At 64.8% G+C, this 21,152-nt stretch carries 12 protein-coding genes; 1 reads left to right on the top strand and 11 read right to left on the bottom strand.

What is annotated here, in order from left to right; translation table 11 throughout:
- Positions 1 to 5 precede the first annotated feature (5 nt).
- Positions 6 to 1,130, bottom strand: a complete 1,125-nt coding sequence (locus Q0367_RS20140; protein WP_298984405.1) for a glycosyltransferase — start codon at positions 1,128 to 1,130, stop codon at positions 6 to 8.
- A gap of 232 nt (positions 1,131 to 1,362) precedes the next feature.
- On the opposite strand from Q0367_RS20140, the gene Q0367_RS20135 reads away from it, so the two are divergent.
- Positions 1,363 to 4,179, top strand: a complete 2,817-nt coding sequence (locus tag Q0367_RS20135) for a glycoside hydrolase family 78 protein (RefSeq protein WP_298984404.1) — start codon at positions 1,363 to 1,365, stop codon at positions 4,177 to 4,179.
- 211 nt (positions 4,180 to 4,390) lie between these two features.
- Here the strand turns inward: Q0367_RS20135 and Q0367_RS20130 are convergent, their stop codons facing one another.
- The 10 genes from Q0367_RS20130 to Q0367_RS20085 all read right to left on the bottom strand — a co-directional run bounded on the left by Q0367_RS20130 (position 4,391) and on the right by Q0367_RS20085 (position 21,094).
- Positions 4,391 to 5,581, bottom strand: a complete 1,191-nt coding sequence (locus Q0367_RS20130) for a DUF4157 domain-containing protein (RefSeq protein ID WP_298984403.1) — start codon at positions 5,579 to 5,581, stop codon at positions 4,391 to 4,393.
- Between the two features lie 22 nt (positions 5,582 to 5,603).
- Positions 5,604 to 8,849 (bottom strand): DUF6519 domain-containing protein, encoded by a 3,246-nt coding sequence (locus Q0367_RS20125; protein ID WP_298984401.1) that lies wholly within the window; start codon positions 8,847 to 8,849, stop codon positions 5,604 to 5,606.
- Between the two features lie 34 nt (positions 8,850 to 8,883).
- Positions 8,884 to 11,091, bottom strand: coding sequence for a hypothetical protein (locus tag Q0367_RS20120; protein ID WP_298984399.1), 2,208 nt, complete (start codon positions 11,089 to 11,091; stop codon positions 8,884 to 8,886).
- A 217-nt stretch (positions 11,092 to 11,308) separates the two neighbouring features.
- Positions 11,309 to 13,891 carry a putative baseplate assembly protein gene (locus tag Q0367_RS20115; protein WP_298984397.1) on the bottom strand — a complete coding sequence of 861 codons (2,583 nt, stop codon included), beginning with the start codon at positions 13,889 to 13,891 and terminating at the stop codon, positions 11,309 to 11,311.
- Positions 13,888 to 16,413 carry a putative baseplate assembly protein gene (locus tag Q0367_RS20110; protein ID WP_298984395.1) on the bottom strand — a complete coding sequence of 842 codons (2,526 nt, stop codon included), beginning with the start codon at positions 16,411 to 16,413 and terminating at the stop codon, positions 13,888 to 13,890. The genes Q0367_RS20115 and Q0367_RS20110 overlap by 4 nt, the downstream gene beginning before the upstream one ends.
- A 24-nt stretch (positions 16,414 to 16,437) precedes the next feature.
- Positions 16,438 to 16,788 carry a GPW/gp25 family protein gene (locus Q0367_RS20105; RefSeq protein WP_298984393.1) on the bottom strand — a complete coding sequence of 117 codons (351 nt, stop codon included), beginning with the start codon at positions 16,786 to 16,788 and terminating at the stop codon, positions 16,438 to 16,440.
- Complete coding sequence (locus Q0367_RS20100) at positions 16,788 to 17,108, bottom strand: hypothetical protein (protein WP_298984391.1); 321 nt, start codon at positions 17,106 to 17,108, stop codon at positions 16,788 to 16,790. The genes Q0367_RS20105 and Q0367_RS20100 overlap by 1 nt, the downstream gene beginning before the upstream one ends.
- Positions 17,108 to 17,605: a phage baseplate assembly protein V gene (locus Q0367_RS20095; protein WP_298984389.1), complete on the bottom strand. Its 498-nt coding sequence runs from the start codon at positions 17,603 to 17,605 to the stop codon at positions 17,108 to 17,110. Before Q0367_RS20095 ends, Q0367_RS20100 begins: the two co-directional genes overlap by 1 nt.
- 148 nt (positions 17,606 to 17,753) lie before the next feature.
- On the bottom strand, positions 17,754 to 19,532 hold the full coding sequence (locus tag Q0367_RS20090) for a choice-of-anchor D domain-containing protein (RefSeq protein WP_298984387.1): 1,779 nt from the start codon (positions 19,530 to 19,532) through the stop codon (positions 17,754 to 17,756).
- A gap of 416 nt (positions 19,533 to 19,948) precedes the next feature.
- Entirely contained in the window at positions 19,949 to 21,094 is a 1,146-nt protein-coding gene (locus Q0367_RS20085) for a hypothetical protein (RefSeq protein WP_297640007.1), read from the bottom strand.
- Positions 21,095 to 21,152 lie beyond the last annotated feature (58 nt).

The raw sequence follows: 21,152 nt of genomic DNA, 5'->3' as shown, positions 1-21,152 counted from the left end.
GGGCCTCACGAGATCGCTTGCAATGAAGCGCCTTCCATAATGTTGCTCAGATGAGCCAGCAGCCTTGCTCGAAACGCTGCGGCGCTGAAACGCTCGGCCTGGCTGCGACACGCCTCCATGCTATAGGCGCGCGGGTCGAACCTCTGCAGGACGGAGGCCAGGCTCTCCACGCTCTGCACGGGGAAGAGCTCGCCGGTGACGCCGGGGAGCACGGTGTCGAGCGCCCCGCCGCCCGCAAAGGCGATGACCGGCCTTCCCGTCGCCATCGCTTCCACCGGCGCGATGCCAAAATCCTCCAGGCCGGGGAAGATGAACGCTTTGCAGCGTTGAAGCAGCTCGCGCACGCGGTGGCGCGGCTGACGACCCACGAAGTGTACATTCGGCGGCGCCAGGGCCTCCAACATGGCGCGATCTCTCCCCTCGCCGACGACGACCAACGTTTCCTGCGGCAGGTGGGCGAACGCCTTCACCGCCAGGTCGATGCGTTTGTACGGGATCAGCCGACTCACCACCAGATAGTAGTCGCCGATCTCCGCCTGCGGCGCGGGTTGAAAATAGTCGGTGTCCACCGGTGGGGGAACGATCACGCTTTCACGGTGGTAAATGGTGCGAATGCGCCGCTGCACCTCGCTGCTGATGGCGATGAAGTGATCGACGCGTTGGGCTGCAGCGTAATCCCAGCGCCGCAGCTGCGTCAAGACGGGCCGAAGCAGCGCCGCAAGCGCAGACGAAATCTGCTCCCGCTCCCGATATTGCTCAAACAGCCAGAGATAACGCGTCGGCGTCAGGCAATAGCAGACGTGGACCGCACGGCGACGGCTGTTGGCGGTGCGCACACCGTGGCAGAAGCCGCTCTTGTTGCTGAGCACGAGGTCATAGTCGCTGAGGTCGGTGCGCGCAAAGGCCAGCGGATAGAGCGCCAGATATTTTTGATGGTGGCGGTGCACGCCGGGCAGTCGCTGCATGAAGCTGGTGCGAATGTCCCAGTCGCGGTAGGCGGCGGGCATGCGCCTGCGGTCGTACATGCTGGTGTACACCGGGGCGCTCGGAAAAAGCCGGACAAACTCCTCCAACACGTTCTCTGCGCCCCCCATCTGATTGAGCCAGTCATGCACTAGCGCAATGCGCAATCCTGCCAGAGATCGACTACGCTGCTCCGAGGCGATATAGGACAAGTCGGCCCGACCAATCATCGCCACGATTGTAACGCAAGCCGATCAAAGCAGGAAATGGGGCCAGGCTGCGGCAAGGCGATTGAAAAACGCTCATGAAAACCCCTTGACTTTTGGCGATTTTTTGAGTTCACTATAAAAAGAATTTGTTAACGGCAGAGTCCAAAACCGCAAAACAAAGGAAAGCGCCATGTCAAAATCCGAAATTACAGTCTCTCGATTGCAGGCCGAGCACCTGCGAGAGACGCTCGGCATTGGCTTCGCCCGCCCGCGCCTCACCTGGCAAGTGGAAAGCGCCTCCCCCCACTGGCGGCAGGCGGCCTATGAGGTCGAACGTCTCTCCGCCGATGGCCAATCGCGCCAGAGCACCGGGCGCGTAGAATCCGAGCAATCCGTCCTGGTGGAATGGCCGTTCGCCCCGCTCCGTTCGCGAGAGCGGGTTAGCCTGCGCGTGAGGGTCTGGGGAAAAGACGGCGGCGAATCCGCCTGGAGTGAGCCGCTGATCGTCGAGACGGGCTTGCTCGATCCGGCGGACTGGAGCGCCCGCTTCATTACGCCGGGCTGGGATGAGGACGTCACCCGCTCGAATCCTGCTCCTTATCTGCGGCGTGAGTTCACCCTGCGCGGGGAAATTCACTCGGCGCGGCTGTACATCACCGCCCTCGGCCTCTATGAAGCCGAGATCAACGGACAAACCGTGGGCGACCATGTCTTCGCCCCAGGCTGGACGGTCTATGACGAACGCCTGCGCTATCAGACGTTCGATGTGACTGCACTGCTCAAGCCGGGGCGCAACGCGCTCGGCGCCGTGCTCGGCGACGGCTGGTTCCGGGGGCGACTCGGCTTTGGCGGCGGGCGTCGCAACATTTACGGCGAGCGCCTGGCTCTGCTGGCGCAGCTCGAGGTGCAATACGCCGATGGCTCCGTCGAACGCATCGTCACCGATGAAAGCTGGCGCGCCGCCACCGGGCCGATCCTCTCCAACAGCATCTACGACGGCGAAACCTATGACGCACGCCTGGAGCAACCGGGTTGGTCCGCGCCGGGCTTCGACGATGCAGGGTGGAGCGGCGTGCGCATCCTGGAATGGAACATGAACGCGCTGGAGGCTCCACTTGGGCCGCCCGTTCGCCGCACGCAACGGGTTCAGCCCGTCTCCATCTTTCAATCGCCTTCCGGCAAGACGATCGTGGATTTTGGGCAGAACCTCGTTGGGCGTCTCTCCATCGAGGTCAGCGGCCCCGCCGGCCACACCATCACCTTGCGTCACGCCGAGGTGTTGGAGCACGGCGAGCTGGGCACGCGACCGCTGCGTTTTGCAGAGGCCACCGATCGCTACACGTTGAAGGGCGAGGGCGTCGAGCGCTGGGAGCCGCGCTTCACCTTCCACGGCTTCCGTTACGCCGAGGTCAACGACTGGCCTGGCGAGCTGCGCCCCGAGAACCTCACCGCCGTCGTCCTCCACTCGGACATGGAGCGCACCGGCTGGTTTGAGTGCTCCGACCCGCTCCTCAACCGTCTGCATGAAAACGTGGTCTGGAGCATGCGCGGCAACTTTCTGGATGTCCCGACCGATTGTCCGCAGCGCGATGAACGCCTGGGCTGGACGGGCGACCTGCAAGTCTTTTCGCCCACCGCCTCCTACCTCTACGACGTAAGCGGCGTGCTCCGCTCCTGGCTGCGCGACCTCGTGATCGAGCAGCGCAGAATGGAGGGCATGGTCCCACACGTCATCCCCAACGTGTTGGGACCAAACGCCGGCGGCGCGGCCGCGTGGGGAGACGTCGCCACAGTGGCGCCCTGGGTGCTCTATGAGCGCTTCGGCGACGCCCAAATCCTGGCGGACCAGTTCGAGAGCATGCGCGCCTGGGTGGATTTCATCGCCAGCGTGGCGAGTGAAACGCTTCTGTGGGACAAAGGCTTCCAATTCGGCGACTGGCTTGACCCGACCGCTCCGCCCGATAAGCCCTGGCAGGCGCGCACCGATCCGGCCATCGTCGCCACCGCCTATTTTGCTCACTCCGCAGAATTGACGGCGCGCGCTGCAGAGGCGCTCGGCCGCAGCGAAGAACAACGGCGCTATGCGGAGCTGGCGACGAAGGTGAAGGCTGCGTTCGCGCATGAATATGTCACCCCCGCCGGTCGCCTCATGTGCGACGCCGAGACGGCCTACGCGCTGGCCCTGGTCTTCGACCTGCTACCCACTGCGGAGCAGCGTCAACACGCGGGCGATCGACTGGCCGAACTGGTGCGCGCCAGCGGCTATCACATTCGCACCGGCTTCGTCGGCACGCCGCTCATCTGCGACGCCCTCTGCCAGACCGGGCATCATCGGACGGCTTATCGCCTGTTGACGCAGCGAGAATGCCCGTCCTGGCTCTACCCGGTGACGATGGGCGCGACCACCATTTGGGAGCGCTGGGATTCGATGCTGCCGGATGGCTCCATCAACCCGGGGGAGATGACCTCTTTTAACCACTACGCTCTGGGCGCGGTCGCCGACTGGATGCATCGCACGATCGGCGGCCTGGCCCCGCTCGAGCCGGGCTATCGTCGCATGCAAATTCAGCCGCGCCCGGGCGCAGGCCTCACCCATGCGCACACCCGCCACCTCACTCCCTACGGGTTGGTCGATGTCGCCTGGAAGATCGAAAACGGCGCCTTCACCCTGGACCTGACCCTGCCGGCCAACACGTCTGCGCTGGTCATTTTGCCGGGAGCGGATGCTCCGGTCGAGGTGGGCTCCGGCGTCTGGCGCTGGACGACGCCCTACCAGGACCCCGATGCGCGCGGCCCTTACACGGTGGATGATCTCGTGAGCGACCTTTTCTTCGACCCGGCCGCTCGCAAGACGATTCTCACGACGTTGGAGGGGCTCGGCGTCCCGGAATTTGTCCGCCGACGGCTGCCTGACGAGACCTCCGCCACGTTGCGTCAAGTGTTGCAGCGGTTGCCAAACTATGAGGAAGCAGTCAAAAAGATCGACGAAGCCTTGAAGACTTTGTAGGCCGATGGACGTGAGATGCGCCGGCGGCGCCGGCGCATCCCTTTACCCTTACGCGAAAGCAGCTGCGTCGCCTTCGCCTTCAGCCCGCCCTCCACCTCCTCCGGCGCCAGCCCCGACCACTCGATGAGAGAGTGCGCAAAGCAGGGCGGAAAGTCATACTCCCGCATAGCAATCTCTGACAGATACAGAGATTAGATTCGCGCTAATTTAGTCATGGAGCTGCTGGCGCTGCAGCTCGCTCGGCCAGGAAATCCTGCACGCTCAGACGTCTCCCATCGCGGGTTTGGACGAAGACCTCGCCGCCGCGCCTGGCGCGCCCTGCACGTCGGAATACATGGAAGATCGAGTATCCCTCCGCGCTGCGAAAGCCAAAGACATCGGTGCCATTCGGTCGGGTCTCTTCGTATACAAAGCGGATGGTAGGATCGCTGAAGACATCGCGCAACACTTCCACCTCTGCATTCAACCCCGCCCGATGCGCTCGATCGAACAGCGCTGAAAAGTCCGTGCCGATGCGCCGCGCATAGTTGCGTACGCGGAAGCGCTCAGTCAGAAGGTGAATCAGATTCATCTGGAAGCTCAGATCGTCGCTGGCCAACATATCATCCAGGTCAACATAGCCGGCGATGAAAGAATCCACCAGCAGCGGCGCGCCGTCGACCCGGCCAGCGCTCGTGATCAGGCGCATGGGAACAATTTCAGGACGATCGATGAATCCCTGCATCTGGCGGTCGAAATTGGTGAGCGCAGTCGCGTCGATGACGTCGTAGCGTATTTCTCGTCCTTCGAGACGATATTGAATAGCTGACGAGAGTGTGTTCAGACGATCGATCAGCTCCTGTCTACGGTCGAACGCAGATGTCTCCCCACGCCCCGGCGGTCTGACTTCCACTACCCGTTGGATCGTTGTCGGTTGTGTCTCTTGCACCCGAGCGATACGCTGCTGCACGACGTGGGTCAATTCATGGGCAGTGAGTGCATTGTTCGCAGGAAAACGGCCAGCGCCGAAATAAATATGTTCTCCACGCGTGAAGGCTTGAGCATGGAGACCTCGACAAGTCTGCTTTGCGTGGGCATCGTCATGTACGCGCACCTTGCTGAAATCGTGACCGAAGCGCGCTTCCATAAAGGTGCGCACCTGACCAGGCAGCGGGCGTCCGGCCGATGAATTCTCTGCGCGCTCCGGCGCTTTCAGAGAAGGCGCTCCTTCCGCCGAAATGGATGACAAGCGCCGGGAAATAGGCGGTGCACTCCCCTGCGTAATGCTTCGTCCAGCATGATCTGCTTCCTGCTCAAAGCGATCACCAGGCGTGTTGATCAGCCGTTTCTTCTGGAGAAGGGCAAAGGCGCCATCTCGAGACGGAAATATGCGCGCCTTTGGACGAATTGTGTGGATGCGCATTACAAGTCCCACCTTTCTGATTTCAACTCACCCGCATCTGCAAATTCGCCACGCGTTCGCTCAGCCTTGCAATATCCACCAACACCGAGGCTTCCCCAACTCCCTGGTTGCCGATGTAGGTCGCCGAGTCCGCCACGAACCAGCCGAGCACACGCGCAGCCCCGGTGGCAAGACCGACGCGCCCGGACGGCGCGGCCGTCTGCGTGAATTCGTTGGCCCGCACGTTGAGATGCCGCCCCAGCGTCACATTGGCCACCCCCTCGAAGACGTTGCCGTCGAGCAGCAGCCGGGCGAAGACGTCGCCGGCAAGCGAAACCGTCCCTTCGCCGCCGGCGCGTTGGCGAAGCTCCTCCAGCATGGCATGGCCGATCGCCAGGCGCACGAGCTGGTTGCCGCGCAGCTGCAACGCGCCGAGAAAGGCGCTGACGATCGTCAATCTCGATCCGCCCGGTTCGTTCGGTCGAGCGTCCAGCTTGAGCAGCTCTCCCCCCGTCTGCGCGATCATCTCCAGCGAGCCAGGCATGCCGTACAAGCTGACGACGCCGGCAATGCGATTGTTCTCCAGCAGGATAAAATCATCCTCGTCCAGCGCGGCGATCAGGTCGCTCAGGTTTTGCAGCTCGCGTTCATCGAGAACCCGGCGCCGGTTGAGCATCACAGCGGCGCCTGCGCGCGCTTTCACGGCGGAGAGCCTCAGGTCATGGAGAATATCGAACAGCGCATCCGGCGCGACGCGCTCACCGTTGAGGGCGAAGACCAGCTTGCTGATTTGAATAACTTCGGCGCCGGAGAGAAAGGCGACCGCCTCCTGCGTGCGCATCACCTCTTGAATTTGCCCTGCCATGCGACGGCGGTTGTCCTGGTTGGCGCTCGCCAACGCCTTCGCCACGCGCAGGGCCGCGGCGCGCCATTCGGCCAACTGCACCCGTTCGCCGGCCAGCGCAAACAACTCCGCCAGATCGCCGACGCCTGCTCTGTCGAAAAGGTTGCGCAGCGGCGGGAAGGTCTCGGGCAGCGCAGCGTTGAGCGCGTTGTCGCTCAGCCGCACGGCGTCGCCGTCGGCCACGGCGACGAGCGCTCCCCCCGGTGCAAAGGCATTGCCCTCCATGCGCCCCGGCGCCACTGTGCCTTCAATGAGGCACTCGGCGATGGTTACATGGTCGCAGCGGTCGAAGCGCAGCGCTGCGTCGTCCTTGTCCGGGACAAACGTCAGCTCGATGCTCAGCCCGCGCAGCGCCACGGAATCGACCCCGCGCAGCCGCAGCGGCTCGCTCCAGAGGATGTGCGTGGCGGCGCCGCAGCCTTTGATCTCAAGATGCAACCCGTGCGCATCGACGGGTTGTTCAAAGTCAAAGCCCGCAAACGCCTGCTCGCCGCGCAGCAGACAGAGACAGAGATCGCGCTCGCCCCGCTCCAGCAACGCCTTGAGCGCCGTCGTCAGGTCCGGAAAGTCGCCGCCTTCGCCGACGGTGACGCAGCAGCCGCCTCCGCGCGGCCGCGCGCAGAGAATATCGAGCGCCTCCTGCACGGTGCGCGCCTGGGCCAGGTCTGCGCACGCGCCGGCTGCATAGGCCACCTGGCTGGCGCGGCTGAGATTGGCGTTGAAGAAGACCCTGGGCAACAGCGGCTCGCCGGCGTTGTCCACGAAGGGTTTGCCGTCGATCTCGACCAGAAAGGCTTCCACGCGCTGGTTTTGCACGGTGGGGCCGAGCTGCCAGGTGCAGGAATAGACGCCGTTGGCGCCTGCGGTCACATCCACGCTCTTGCCGCCGCCGCTCGCGCCGGTGAGCTGGCCGGCCGCATTCTGCGGAACGAGGCGAAAGCGCACGCGAGCGTTGTTGACAGGCTGTTGGCCGTTGGTCACCGCCACTTGCAACGGCTGCCCCAACTGCGCGCCGGGCATTGCTTCCTGTCCATCCCCGCCGACGCCGTAAAAACGAATCATCTCGGTGAGCGGCGGGAAGAGGCGTCGGCAGTCGCTGCGTTTGCTCCATGCGCCGTTGGCAAAATCAAAGAGCGCCAGCTTGCAATACGCATGCCGGACGCCCAGCGGAGGCTGAGGAATGGGCTGGGGAGGATTGGCGGCGGTGCGCGGCCATTCGATGTCGCCCAAGAGGGTGCGCGCCGGAATCAGCCAGTAGTCGCCCGGACGGTAAACCCCGGCCGTGAGGCGAATCTGCACACCCTGCTCCAGCTCGGTGAAAGCGGCGGCGCCGAGCGTGACCTCCAGCTCGCCTTCATCCGCAGACATGTCCCAACGTCGAATTTTGGGATTGTCGGCGAAGTCGTTGTAAAGCACGTTCTGCCCGCCTGCGTCGATGGTGAGGACGTTGCCTTCCACCTGCACGATCTGGACCAGCAGGCCGGGTTCTCTGCGCTTTTCCCGCGCGTCGTCGGTCAGCTCGATCCATTGATTGGCGGCCAGCCCCAGCACGGCGTCGCGACCGGCGCTGCTGACGGTGAGCCGATTGGGGTTGAGGTTGTCCTGCCCTGTCCAACCGACGAGGACCGAGGCGTTCTCGCGCGACCACTTCAGGCCCAGGCGATTGGGCGCGATCACGCGGTGCACCTCGACGCGATAGAGCTGATTTTCCAGCCCGCGGTAGCCAGCTTTGGCGGGGACGACGCACGCGCTTTCGGACGGATCGTCCGGCTCCGCGCGGGCAAGGAGCATTCCGCTGCTGGGCGCAATCAACGCATCCCACGCTGCGCTCGCTGCGGCGCAGGTGAAGTCGACGCCGGCGTCGCCTACGCGCAGCAATTTCACCTGCGCCATGACCTGGGTGCGCGTCGTCGTATCCGGCCCGCCCAACGCCACCTCACGGATCGAGGCGTCTTCCAACGCAGTAACGTGGCGCTCCCAGACGTCGAGGTAAGCGAGGTAAGCGCCCTCAGGCAGCGCAGCGTTTGGCGCCAACCCGGCGACCTGCGCCAGCGACTGCACCGGCAGATCGGGCTGCGCCGTGATGGGCGTGGTCTGCTCCTTCTCGGCGCGCACGCCGGCGACATAGTAGCGTCCCCTGGTCACCGTGAGCGTGGCGCCGTCGGTCGTCACGTCGAAGCCCGCCAGCGGCTCGCCGGCGGCGTCAACGCCTTGGGGGCCTCCACACAGGCCGATGACATCCCGCCGCGTTGTGCGCGCGTCGAACTGCTCGATGGCGACTTGTTCATTCCAGTCTGCATCGAGCGCGACGCGACCCTGCTGATTCAGGACGCCGCTGTAATGTTTGCTGCGGTCAAAAGTCCACCGGGTGAAATCGCCTTGCATAAGGTAGCTCCTCGTAGTAGGGAGAGATCGTCTCTCAATCTTCTAGAAATACGCCCGCTTCCAGCCCCACGCGCAGGTATTCTTCGAGCGCGGTGCGCAGATTGGCGAGGCGCTGCGCCTGTTGCAACAGATGGAACGCGCCCATCTCGCCGCCGTCCTCCGCGCCCAGGGTGATCGCCGATGGACAGGAAGCGCTCAACTGCAGATAGGCCGGACGCCCGAACCGAACGGCGGTGAAGGTCGGCGCAACGGTCAGCGCAACGGCGCGTCGCTCCGCAGCCGTGAGCGCCTCTACGTCCTTTCCCTGCGCAGCCGCGTAGGCCTCCCACGCCAGGTCGGGTTGACAGCGATGACGCCGCGGCGCGCGCGAGCCTTCGCCCAAAAAGCTGAAACGACTGCAGCCGACCTGTCGACGTTCGGCCAGCGCGCGGCCCAGAAGGATGCTCTCCGAAATCAGGTCGAACTGTCGGCTGCGCGCCTCTCCGATCACCGTGCAGCGCTCGAAGCTGACAGGCGGCCCCACCCCTGCGCCATCCTCGCCCGCGTAAGCGACGTTGGCTGCATCGAAGGCGTCGATCACCGAGTCGCAGGCGAGCAGGCCGTCGCTGTCCGCCGCCAGATGCAGCGCGCCGCAAACGGTGCGCGTCAGTTCCAGCCGGAAATCGGGGTTCGGTCCAATCGCTCGGATGCTCGGTTGCATGGGCAGGAGCGGATTCCCCGCCGCGTCGATGCGCCAGCCGGGAATCAGCGTGCAATGGCGCACGTTGAGCCGCTCCAGGCTGTTGCTCTGGATGGCGACGCCGCCCTCGATCCAGAGGCCGTTCAGCGTAAGCGAAGCGCCGTCGCCGTCTGCGCCGGTCACAATCCAGGGCTGCGGAGCGCCGCCGACGTCCTGCACGCGCAGGAGCGGCCGCTGACCCTCCGCCGCCTGAATGACGAGCGAGCGACCGGCCGCCATAGCGATGAGCAACGGCCCGACATAGGTGGCGCTGTCCAGGATGGTGATGACGCCTTCCGGCTCGGCGGCGTTCGCCCAGGCGGCGATGGCGTCGGCCAGGCTGGCGTGGTCTCCGCCCCCGCGTTGCGCCACGGTGGCGGAGAAAAGCGCTGCGTCGGCGTCGTGCACGAGCGTTTCCAGCCGTGGATAGGGGCCGCCGCCGATGTCCGCCGGAAAGCCATAGGCGTAGCTCACCGCCAGATCGGCGAGGACGACGCCGGTGGGAAAGGCCAGTCGCCCATTCTGCGGGTCCACCGCGACCCGAATGGAGCGACTCTGGCCCGCATAGGCCTTGCTCGTGGGCGGACGCCGCCAGTCCATCTCGCCGGGAATGTCCTCCAGGTTGCAGATGAGAATTTCCTCCGCGGGAATCGGCTCCAGCGCCCCCTGCGCGTTCGGGACGAACACCTGAAAGGCGGGGCTGGCGTCCAGATAGGCGCTGGCGGCGGGCTTGTCTATCGCCAGGCCGAGGCGCAGCGCCTCGAGGTCGGCGTAGAGGGCGCGGCGTCGCAACGCAACGGGCAGGTCCGGCTCTTCGGCGAGGTGCACGATCTCCGTCTCGGTGCGCGGGCGGTTGAAAAGCGGCGCGTCGTCTCCGAGCGGGCTGAAGCGATAGCGACCATCGGGCGGGTCGGCGACCGGCTGCGGCGTCACGCCTTGCACAAAATAGGGCTGCAGCCGCCACAGAAACAGCCCGATGTTGGGGATATTGTAGCGTCCGCGCCCCAGAGTGATGTTGCGCACCTCCGCAGTGTGATTGACCGTCTCCAGCGGGCCGTCGGTCAGTTCCAGGGCGGTCGCATTGCGCAGCGATGCGGTGGCGGGGCTGTGCAGCCGCACATGGTTGAGATGCTGCGTCGTCGCCAGCCGCTCGAAATACTCCGCGGCGCGGCAGGGCCAGCCTGTAACGTCGCGGGCGAGCTGCTCCAACACAGGCGCTGTGCCCTTGCGGCGACGGTAACGCAGCGTGTTGGCGACGTAGGCGCGCTGGCTGAAACCGGCCGCCTCAACCAGCGCATGCAGCCCGCGCACGCCCAACAAGTCGCCGATGTACGGGATGACCCACTCGGCGCAGGTTTCGATGAACCAGTCGTCGTAGAGGCCGGCGATGTCCTCCTCGATGCTCGCCAGCTCGTCGCCGATGAGGGTGAGCAGGGTGCGCAACGGCTCGCCGCGTTCCGCATCGCGAATGCGGTGAATGGCGGGTAGAAGTTGGTAAAGTCGTTCTCGAGGCGATATGCTCATCATGGCGTTCCTTTTGGATGCGAAAAATTCGCCGAAGGCCCGGCTCCACGGTTTTTCACAAAATCATCCGACAATCCTCGTAGGTGTGGCTCCCAGCCGCACGGCCTCGGCAGATCGCAGGGTTTTTGGGTGAATCCAGCAAGCGCAGCCGGAACAGCGCCTACGGGCTGCAGGATCATTTTGTCAAATTCCAGCACGAAGGCGTGACCTTCTATGCTCAACGGCTCACGAGCGTCAGATCGACCCCGCCCGCGTCGAGCAACAGCAGCTCGGCGGGCAAAATTGCGTCGTCGAAGCGTCGCGCCGTGCGGGCAGGAAGCAACGCAGCGGCCGTGGCGCCGGTCTTCTGCGCGAGCTTCTGCTTCACCGACGTTCCCATCAACCCAGCCGGCTTTTTTAGCGTCGTCGCCTTGGGGCCGACGACGTAATCGAATTCATCGAGGTCGACGGCGATCACTCCCGCCACGCCGTGCATGACCTCCATCAGCTCCGCGGCGGTCGCCGGCTGGCCGAAGTCGCGCTGAGCGAAAGAAAACGTCTTGCGCAGCGCCTCCTCCAACGCCGCGCGCACGTCCGCTGCAAGACGACGGGCATCGTATTGCACCGTCGCCTTGAGCCGGAACGTGAGCGGCGTGAAACTCGCAATCTCTACGTTTACGGTGGGATCGCGCGCGGCGTTGATCGCGTTGCGCAGGTTGAGAAAAAGCAGATCGCCAGGCTGCACCGGGTCGCCGCTGGCGTCGGCGATGGTGAGGTGGATCCGCAACTGCTCGCCAAAGCGGATGGCCGCGGCTTGCGCCTTGCCGACGCCGGCGAAGGCGTTGGCGAAATCGGTGAAATCTTGCAGCGACACGATGCGGTCCAGGGTGAGCACGGTCTGCGGCGCATTGACGCGCGCGGCGTCGAGCGTCTCCGGGTCTTCGGCGCCGCCGGCCGCCACCGGGTTTGTCACGCCGCGCACGCCGAGGGGCCGCGTCTTGAGCAACGACAACGCGCCCGCGCCCACCTCGCCCACCTGTCCGACGCCGAAGCGGTAGACGGCCGTCACATTCTCTTGACCTGTGGGCAATCGCGCCCCGCGCTCGCCGTCGCCGAACAAAACGGCGGCCGTCCCATCGTCGGCGATGCGCACCACGTAAGCAGGGTCATCCGGCCCGGCCTCGTAGAGCGACGTTTTTTCTTCCCAAGCCACCCCGTTGACGCGCACGGTCAGCGTAGAGACGGCGCCGGCCGGCGTCTTGGCCGACACATGCGTGAGCGGCGCTTTTTTGAGCTTGAAGCGCTGATGAGGTCGGCCGCCGTCGCCGCTGCCGAGCGCCTCGCCGGTCGTTTCGCCGTGCGTAGCGGCGACAACGTTGGCGTAGATCGTCGTAGCGCTGCGGATGAATTGCGCAGCGCCCAGCCCTTGCTCCTTCAGGACAAGGGTCGTGAAGCCGGATTTCACCTGCACATCTTCAACAAAGACGACGACCGCAGTGGGCTGCTCATCGTTTTCGGTCAGCTTGCCGCTGACGATCAGCGGCTGTCCTTTCCGCAGATCGGCCACAGCGCCGGCGACGTCGATCTGTTTGCCGGTCAGCGGCGTCGTGAGCGGTTCCTCGGCCAGCGTCAGCCGCTCCGCCTCGACGAGCGCCAGCGTTGCGCGGCGCTCGAACCAACTCAGATGTTCGGGCGTGTCCAACGTGAGCCGCGTGACTTGCCCCGTGAGCGCAAAGTTGGCGACGCCCACCGTTTCGTTTTTCACGACCCGATACAGCTCCGCATACCCCGGCGTGAGCAGCGCCACCCAGCTTTCGGGAACAGCCTTCGGGTAGGCGGCGTCCAGCTCCAACAGCGGCGTCTTGTCTTCCTTGATTTCAAAGCCCGGCCAATTTTTGGGAAGTTGATCGGGCGGAAGGTTCGGATTGCCCACGTATTCGCGCTTCACATCGAGCGGCATGGTGCGCCAGTCCGGCGCGTTGAAGCCGAAGCGCCGTGCGCGCTGGCGAAAGACGTAGAGCTCCGGCGCTTGTGCGGGGTTCATCGGCGGCTTCTCCGAGCCGAGACCCGGCTCCCACGTCACAACGGTGCACCCTTCCCCCTCGCCCGTTTTCGCCTCCACCATCAGCACGCGACGCAAGTCCCACTGCTCGCTGCCGGGATGTTTCCGCCGCTCTTCGCCGACGAGGAGCAAAAAGTCGCCCGGCTGCAGGCGCGTGTCCACCCCGGCCAGGTATAGGGTTTTGGCGCCTTTGCTCAAGTCCTGCGGGCGGGTGAGGCGCGGCTTCAGCAAGTTCCAGGCGCGATGGGCGATGAACTCATCGCTCGTCTCGAAGGTTTGCGGCAGCTCGCCTTTCTTCACCGGTATGCTCTGCACCTGGGTCCCCGCCGGGATCGTCACCGCCTCCTGCGCGGTCGGGCTGTCGTCGAGCGTGAAGGCCAGGTAGGTCGAAGCCGCCACGCCCGGCTTAAGCTCATAGCCGATGGCGCGCGCCAGGTGCAGCACTGAGAGGCGTTCGGTCGCAGTGCGTAAAAAGCCCTCGTTGACGATGCGCTCCTGGTAAAAGGTGAGCACATCGGCCAAGGTGGCCGCGGCGTCGAGCAACGCCAACGACGGATCGTCCGTCGCGCGCGTGGTCAACTTCGCCAGCGGTCGGCGGCCATCTTCGCTTTGCTGTTGAGAAAGGCGGGCGACCATGCGGCGCAGAAACGTGCGGTGCGTTCCCAGGCGATAGCGCAGCCTGGGCTGGCCGGGCGCGTTGCAGGATGCATGAAGCGTAGTGCGCGGTGTGTCTTGCATAATCGATGTTGAATCGCTCACAGGCCGCCCTCCATAATGAACTCCAACCGGCCGTTTTCCGGTCGATTGGGATCGTTGTCGCAGCGCGCAATCTCGAATCGCCCCATATCGATCTGCCCTTTGCCCAGCTCTCCACGAGGAGCCTCTCCCCACCGCTGGAAGCGGGTCGGTTTGCCCTTGCCGGTCGACGCGTCGATCCAGCGCACGCCCGGCGTCGCCATGGCCGTCGCCACGAGCTGGCTGAGATAGACCGGCTGGCCGAAGGTGAAATTGTCGGGATGAAAGAAGCCGCGCGTACCATCGGGCAAAAGGCGATTGCTGAAACGCTCCAGCAACGCCGCCTTGACGTGGCTGGCGAAGTAGCCCGGCTCCACGCAGACCAGAAAGGCGAGGTCGAGCGCCACGAAGCGCGGCCCGTCGATCTCAATGTCCTGTCCCGCCATCCGGTAGCGCTCTAGAAAGGCGCGCAGGTCATCTTCAAACGCAGCGTCGACCGGCGCTCCTCCCTTGCGATCGACGGTGAGGAAGATGGTGTGCCAGCTTCCGGTCCAGCGGCGCGTCGCCACCGCGCGCTGCACCTCGGGGTGTCGTTCGGCCATGGCGGCGTAGTCCGCTTCGGTCACGGCGCGCTCCTGGCGGCGAAACGCCTGCGGCGCATACTGCCGCACCGCCTCCATCGACTCCGGCGAGCGGCCGCCCAACGCCGGCAGCGGGTTGCACACATCGAGGACGCCGCTTTCCGTCGTCACGAGGTGCGCCAGTGCGTCGGCGCCGATGTTCCCCGTCGGGCCGCCGCCCACGCGGTAGACGGCGGTGAAGCGTTCGCCGATCTGCGGTGCGCGACCGGTGCGGCCATCGCCAAAGCGCAGATAGAGCCTGCCGTCGCGCTCCAGCTCGCCGACGAATTCGGTTTGAAAGCGGTCGCTGTTGAGCAGGTCGCGCACCGGCCGCCATTCGCCGGAGGCGCTGGTCAAGCGCACGGACGGCAAGGTCGGCGGGCGCAGGGTCGCATTGACAAGGTGGGAGGCGGGCGCGGCGGGATCGAAGTCCGCTGCAAAGGTGACGTTGCGCCGACGCAGCGTCGGTCGATAGCGGTGCGGCGTTTCGACGGCGGGCAAATCCTCTGCGTCCAACGTTTCCCCGTGATCGGCGAGGACGATGTTGCCGAGCGCAACGCTCGCCGGTTGGCGCGTCTCGCCGCCGGCGTCGAGGTCGTCGGCGGGAACCTGCACCATGCTGAGATCGAGCGCGAAGGGCAGCGCATCCTGCGCCAGCCACTCGATCTCGGTGACGGGCGTGGCTGCATTGGTGGGTGGGTCGGCGAACTGTCCGCCCAACGGGTCGTTGTCGTCGACGACGCGCGTGAGTCGCACGGCGTGACGTCGCGCCGGGTCGGCGTCGGCGCGATAGCCGGTGCGCGGGCTGCGCCGCTCGATGAAGACCAGCACGTCGCCGGCCTTGAGCGTGGCCGTCAGGTCGCCGCGCAGCGTGGCGCGCGTGGCGCCGACGGAGAGGCGGCACCCTTCCTCACCCCAGGTGTAGAAGCGCAGCTCATTGTGCGCCTGGAAAAGCTGCACAGCGTGCATCGTTTCAAAGACAAGGGGGCGGGCTTGTCGGGCGCGAGCGAGTTGATTGGAATCGGGGCGCAACACCGGCGGCAGGCCATCGACGCGCGTGAGCAGCGGCATGCCGGCGGGCAACGTGAGCGAAGCGACGTTCACGCAGATCTGCACCCAAGTGCGAGCATTGGCGCCGTCGTCGACCGCGTAGTCGAGCAGGCGGGCGTGGCGGCGCATTGAAACGCGGCTGCGCGCCGTGTCGAGATAGGCTTCGGCGGAGACGGCGTCCTGGAAATAGCTCAGATAGTCGCCGATGTAGGCCAGCCCTTCGACGATGGCGACGCCCAGGTCGGCCGGGTTGCGCTCTCGCCATTCCGGTGCAACCACCGCCAACCGGTCGAAAAGCAGGCGGCGCAAGCTGGCGTAATCTCGCGCCAGATAGTCGATGACCGGCTCCGGCGCAGGTTCGGGCGGAGGCGCTTCGTCGGTCGCGCAGTCGAACTCGCTGGGGCACTCCACCTTGAAGAAGAAATCCACGGCGCTCAGCATTGGGTCGAAGCCGACGGGCGGCCGCGCATCGGTGAGGGAACGCACCAATCGCAGCGTATAGGTCGAAAAGTCGCCATCCCGGTCGGTGCGCACGACGAGGATGCGGTCGGCGTTGGAAAGGTTGTTGTAAAAGGTGCGTTCGGCGGCGGTCATGCGGCCGGCGGCGACGTCGCCAGGGCCGGCGTCCGAGGCGCGCACCGCCCACTCGACGGTCACGCCGGTCACGCGCACGCCGCCCTCGATGCGCACGTTGGCTGCGGTCACCCCCCACGGTGCGTTCTTGATCATCTGTACGAGCAGCGTGCGCTGCGGCGGCGCGCCCGGCGGCGCATCGTGGTCAAGCACCTCTAGAAAATCGACGCCGTTGAGGGCGACCGGAGCCGTGCTCAGCACCTGGGCGCGGCGTGGATTGGCGCAACGGAATGGAATGCTCATGGCCTTCGCTCACGATCTGGCAAATTAGCTCTCAATCTCGACGACCTGACGCTGCTGCGTGCGTTGCACCACGTAGTGCACGGCGACGCGCAGCGTCGCTTCCTCGGCGGCGACGTCGAGCGCTTCGACGCGGATCAACTCGCCCAGCACCTCTTGCAGCGCGGCCTGCACCATGAATTCGAGCGCAGTCGCCAGCTCGGGGCTGTTGGGCGCAAAGAGCAACTGGCGCAGTCCTGTGCCGAAGGTGGGACGGTTGACGCGTTCGCCGGGCGCAGTGAAAAGAAGCTGTTCGATCAGCTGGCGGATGTGCTCCTCGTCTTCGGCGCGGGCTGTGCGCCCGCCGCCGTCGACGGCGTAGGGATAGGCAATGTTCATCAGGTCCCCCTGACCCGCATCTGGGTCATAACGATATTGACCGGCGTGCCGTTAGGGACGCAGGTCGCCTGGCTGTCCTGTAACAACACCGGGGCGCCGCCGGCGAAGACGCGCGTGGCGCCCAAAATCCACTGGGCGGTGACGCACGGCATCGGCCCGCCCGGCGTAGAGAAAGGGCAGCCCGCCACCGTGTGAGGCGCGCTGAGCGTCGCCACCGGCTGGCCGCCGACGAGCACGCGTGGGTTGGGCGCAGTGGGTTGGGCCTGCCCGCCATGGGCGCAGAGGATCGCGGCGCCCACGTGCAAGAGAAATCCAGGCATCAGATCACCTCCAAAGCGCCGTTGTTGATCGAGACGCTGACCGGGGTGAGCTTGACGCTGGCCGAGCCGCAGGTGATCTCAACGCCGGCGGCGTTGCACACCAGCTTGATCGGCGCCGCTACAGCGGGCGGGTTGACCTCCAGCGTGAACCCGCCGACGCCCGGCGTATCGTCGAGCTTGAGCGTGAGCGCGTCGGTGACCAGGGCCTTGGTGAAGGGCAAGGCCGGCAGCACCGGCGTCTCGCCGGGGCCCCAGAAGCCGCCGCTGTAGATCGGATAATCAGGGTCGCCCGCCTCAAACTCGACCCAGACGTTGGCGCCGACCGGCGGCACGGTGAACAAGCCGACGCCGCTCCCGGCGAACGGTGCGCAGGGCATCGCCCAGCTCAGCGTCCCTTCTCCCAACACCGCCGGCACGCTCACCTGCACGCGGCCCATCTGCAGCGGGTCGATGTTGTTTTCCACCTTGCCCCGGTATTTGCCGAAAAACTGTCGCATTGCGCATCCTTTCAGGAGGAGGTTGGGAGATTAAGCGGTCAGGGGATCGAGAGATCGGTGATCGACGCCTCCCTGCATACGTCCCTCTTGAAAATCTCCCAATCTCTTCTTTACCATCATCCAATTTCTAATCTCCAATTCGCATCTTTCACCGCACGATCAGAGGAAGATTCAATACATATTGCGCCTTGAATGTGGCTGTTGCGGCGTTGCTGGCGCCGCCGTTGACGGAGCTGGCGGCGAGGGCGTTGAGAAAGTCGCCGGCCGCTTCAGCAAAGACCTTCACCGTGACCACACATGTTTCTCCGGCGATGATGGCGGCGTTGCTCATGGCGATGCTTCCACTGCCCGGCGCAGCAGTGAGTGTAGGCCCATTGCACTCCGGTGAAGCAGTGGCGTTGGCCGGCGAGGCCACTTTCACCCCGATGGGAAGCGCATTGTTGAACGCCACGCCGGTGGCCGCCATGTATGGATTGGTGTTCGTCAACAGGTAGCGCAGCGTGACGCTCTCGCCCACCTTGGCGATGGGAGGCTCAAAGCGCATGCCGAGCGTCGGCGGAGCCACTCCTCCGGCCAGTTGAATGACGATCGGGCCGCCGTTGGTGCTGGAGCTGGAAGTCGTCGTGAAGCGACCCAGTGCATTCGGTTGGAAAGTGAAGGTGTACTGACAGCTGCCGCCGGGAGGCACGCCGCCGGCGCAATTTTGGGTCGCATTGAACTGGGAATCGAACGGCGCGCCGCCGGCGAAGTTGGTCAGCGTCGTCGGGCTGGTGTTGGTGATCGTCACCACCTGGGGAGGGCTGATGTTGCCGACCGGCACGTAGCCAAAGTCCAGAGAGAGCGGCGAAACCGAATGGCTGGCGCCGACGCCCTGCCCGCGTAAGGTAATGACAATCGGGCCGGCGCTCGTCGAAGAGTTGGAAGTTGTCGTGAAGAAGCCCGCCGACTCCGGCTTGAAGAAGAAAGTGTATTGACAGCCTGCGCCGGGCGCCACGCCGCCTGCACAGTTCTGAAAGGCGCTGAACTGGGGGTCAAAGGGCGCGCCGCCGGCGAAGCTCGTCAGCGTAAATAGCCCTGTATTGGTGATATACACCGTCTGCGAGGGGCTGGTGAAGCCGACGCCCACCGGGCCAAAGTCAAGGTCCAGCGGCGTGACCCATTTGTCATCAAACAATGGGAAAAACAGCGCTGTCCCGCGTCCCCGCAGCGCAATCTGAAAAGCGCCGGCATTGGTGGATGAATTCGAACTTGTCGAAATCACGCCTGTCTGTTTGGGGCTAAAATTGAAAAAGTATTGACAACTGCCCCCTGGCGCCACGCCGCTTGCGCAATTTTGAAAAGCACTGAATTGCGGGTCAAAGGGCGCGCCGCCGGCGAAGTTCGTCAGCGTCGTTGCGCCGGTGTTGCGAATTGTGACCACCTGCGTTGCGCCGGTCGCGCCACTGAGCACGCGGCCAAAATCCAGCGAGAGCGGCGTCACATGCAGCCCCGCACCCACCCCTCGCCCGCGCAGGGTGATGACAAAGTCGCCTGCGTTGGTCGAGCTGTTCGAGGTGGTGGTGAAGGCCCCCACCGCCGTAGGGGTGAAGCGGAAAAAGTAACTACAGCTGGCGCCCGGCGCCACCCCGCCTGCACAGTTTTGAGAAGCTTTGAACTGCGGATCGAAGGGCGCGCCGCCGGCGAAATTCGTCAACGTCGTCGTGCCGGTGTTGCGGATGGTGACGGTGTGCACCGCACTGGAAAAGCCAACGCCCACCGGGCCAAAATCGATTTCCAGCGGCGTGACCCAGGCGCTGGGAACGCCGGCCGCCACTGCTTCCTCCTGCGCAGCGGGCGACGCCTCTTGTGCAAATGTGAGCGCAGTCGCTGCTATCAACAACCAGAAGAGAGTCAAACCGATTGTCGTAAGAATCCATCGTGTGCGCATACCTTGTCCCACCTCATCTTGTTCCTGATTCACCTTTCATTCCATCGAAAATAGGCAGTCAGATGAAAAAATTAACAACTCATGTTACGCAGCTCAATGAAACCTTTCCGCAGCAAGGGCGCAGTTCGCACCTGCGCTTGCTCGCATTCCCCAAGACTCTGTAAGCCATCAAGGACATGTGGCTGCGAGCCGCACCTACGATGAACCCGGCGCATTGCTCGTAGGCGCTCCTTCTCCCCCTCTCCCAGCGTTGGGAGAGGGGCCAGGGGGTGAGGGCCCACTGCGCTTGCTCGCATTCCCCAAGACTCTGCAGGCCATCAAGGACGTGCGGCTGTGAGCCGCACCTACCCCTCACCGTCGGCGCTTTACTCGATCCGCTCTATGGATTGCCAGGTTCAGCTGCATCACATAATCACCTACGGCGGAACCACCGGCGTCAACGCTCCCAACCCATCGCGCACCAACGTGAACTGTTGTTTGTATTCTCCACGGCTGAGTTTGTGCGTCACCCGCTTGACGTAGTAAAAACCGCTGTAACTGTAGCCGGCCCCGCGCACACCCACCACGCCACGCGCCCGCAACACCCCGCCGTAACGCAGCGCATTCAGCTCGCCCGTCGCCGTAAGGACGCGATCGACCGAGGCGTCGGTCACGCCTTGGGCGCGGCCAAAGGCCTGCGCTGCGTTGAGGCCGCTCTCGCGAAAGGCGCGCGTGCGCACATTAGGTTGCTGCGTCAACCAGGCGGGCTGCGCAGAGAGCGGCAACCGCGTGCTGGCGAAGGTGCGCACCGGCAAGGTCTGGCCGGTGAGGCGATCCTGCACCTGTCCGCTGACCAGCGTCGGCTCCAGCGCGCCGTACTGAAAGTCGATCGACTCGACGTTGGTGGCCGGGCCCAGGTTGGTCGAAAGCGCCGGCTGCGGAAGGTCAAGGCGTTTGGGCGGCCCCCAGTAGGCGATGTTGGTCATCGGCGCGGGGCCGGGAAGGACAAAGAAGACATACCCATGCCGCGCCGCCATCTGCTGAAGATATTGCAGGTCGGTGCCCTGTTGCACCGGCGTCCGCTCGATCGGGATGGGCGGGTCGATCACCGTGGGCGGGATCACCGTCGGAATCAGCCCATATTGTGCATACGAGGCGATGATCTTGAGGGCGATGATCGTCTCGTCCTGCGCCGGATGCTCGACCGACTTCTCCTCCAGGTCCATCATCACGCTCACATCTTCGCCGGTCACGGTCAGTTGTCCGGCCCCCGGCTCGCGGCCAGGGTTCAACTGCTGATGCGTGATGACGCCATCCATCAGCACGGAGGGAACGCCCTGGAAAGTGACGATCAGCACGACGCGGTTGAAGGGGCGCAGCAGCGGCAGACTCAGCAGCGGATAGTCGATCAGCCCGGTCAGCGCATCGCGACCGGCCTGGAAGACCAACTGAAAGCCCGACCGCCCCTCGTCGCTGTGCGTAACCTCGACGCTCTGCAGCGCCTCGGTTAGCAGCGGCGGCGCAGGCGCGGCCACCGTCGGGCCGATCAGGAGGGTGAGTTGGACGCCCAAAAAGTTGATCATGTCACATCCCCGGCGCCGGAATCCGCACCTGCTCGCCTGGCGTCGCCGTCAGGTCGAA

The organism is uncultured Caldilinea sp., assembly GCF_937128415.1.
In the GTDB taxonomy this organism is placed as follows: domain Bacteria; phylum Chloroflexota; class Anaerolineae; order Caldilineales; family Caldilineaceae; genus Caldilinea.
Note: the sequence above shows the minus strand (reverse complement) of the source record. Positions and strands in the feature narration are given on the sequence as shown.

Coding starts and splice junctions, on each gene's coding strand:
- Q0367_RS20130 (WP_298984403.1), bottom strand. CDS start 5,581: ATGCGCATCCACACAATTCGTCCAAAGGCGCGCATATTTCCGTCTCGA.
- Q0367_RS20135 (WP_298984404.1), top strand. CDS start 1,363: ATGTCAAAATCCGAAATTACAGTCTCTCGATTGCAGGCCGAGCACCTG.
- Q0367_RS20105 (WP_298984393.1), bottom strand. CDS start 16,788: ATGAACATTGCCTATCCCTACGCCGTCGACGGCGGCGGGCGCACAGCC.
- Q0367_RS20120 (WP_298984399.1), bottom strand. CDS start 11,091: ATGAGCATATCGCCTCGAGAACGACTTTACCAACTTCTACCCGCCATT.
- Q0367_RS20110 (WP_298984395.1), bottom strand. CDS start 16,413: ATGAGCATTCCATTCCGTTGCGCCAATCCACGCCGCGCCCAGGTGCTG.
- Q0367_RS20100 (WP_298984391.1), bottom strand. CDS start 17,108: ATGCCTGGATTTCTCTTGCACGTGGGCGCCGCGATCCTCTGCGCCCAT.
- Q0367_RS20095 (WP_298984389.1), bottom strand. CDS start 17,605: ATGCGACAGTTTTTCGGCAAATACCGGGGCAAGGTGGAAAACAACATC.
- Q0367_RS20125 (WP_298984401.1), bottom strand. CDS start 8,849: ATGCAAGGCGATTTCACCCGGTGGACTTTTGACCGCAGCAAACATTAC.
- Q0367_RS20085 (WP_297640007.1), bottom strand. CDS start 21,094: ATGATCAACTTTTTGGGCGTCCAACTCACCCTCCTGATCGGCCCGACG.
- Q0367_RS20090 (WP_298984387.1), bottom strand. CDS start 19,532: ATGCGCACACGATGGATTCTTACGACAATCGGTTTGACTCTCTTCTGG.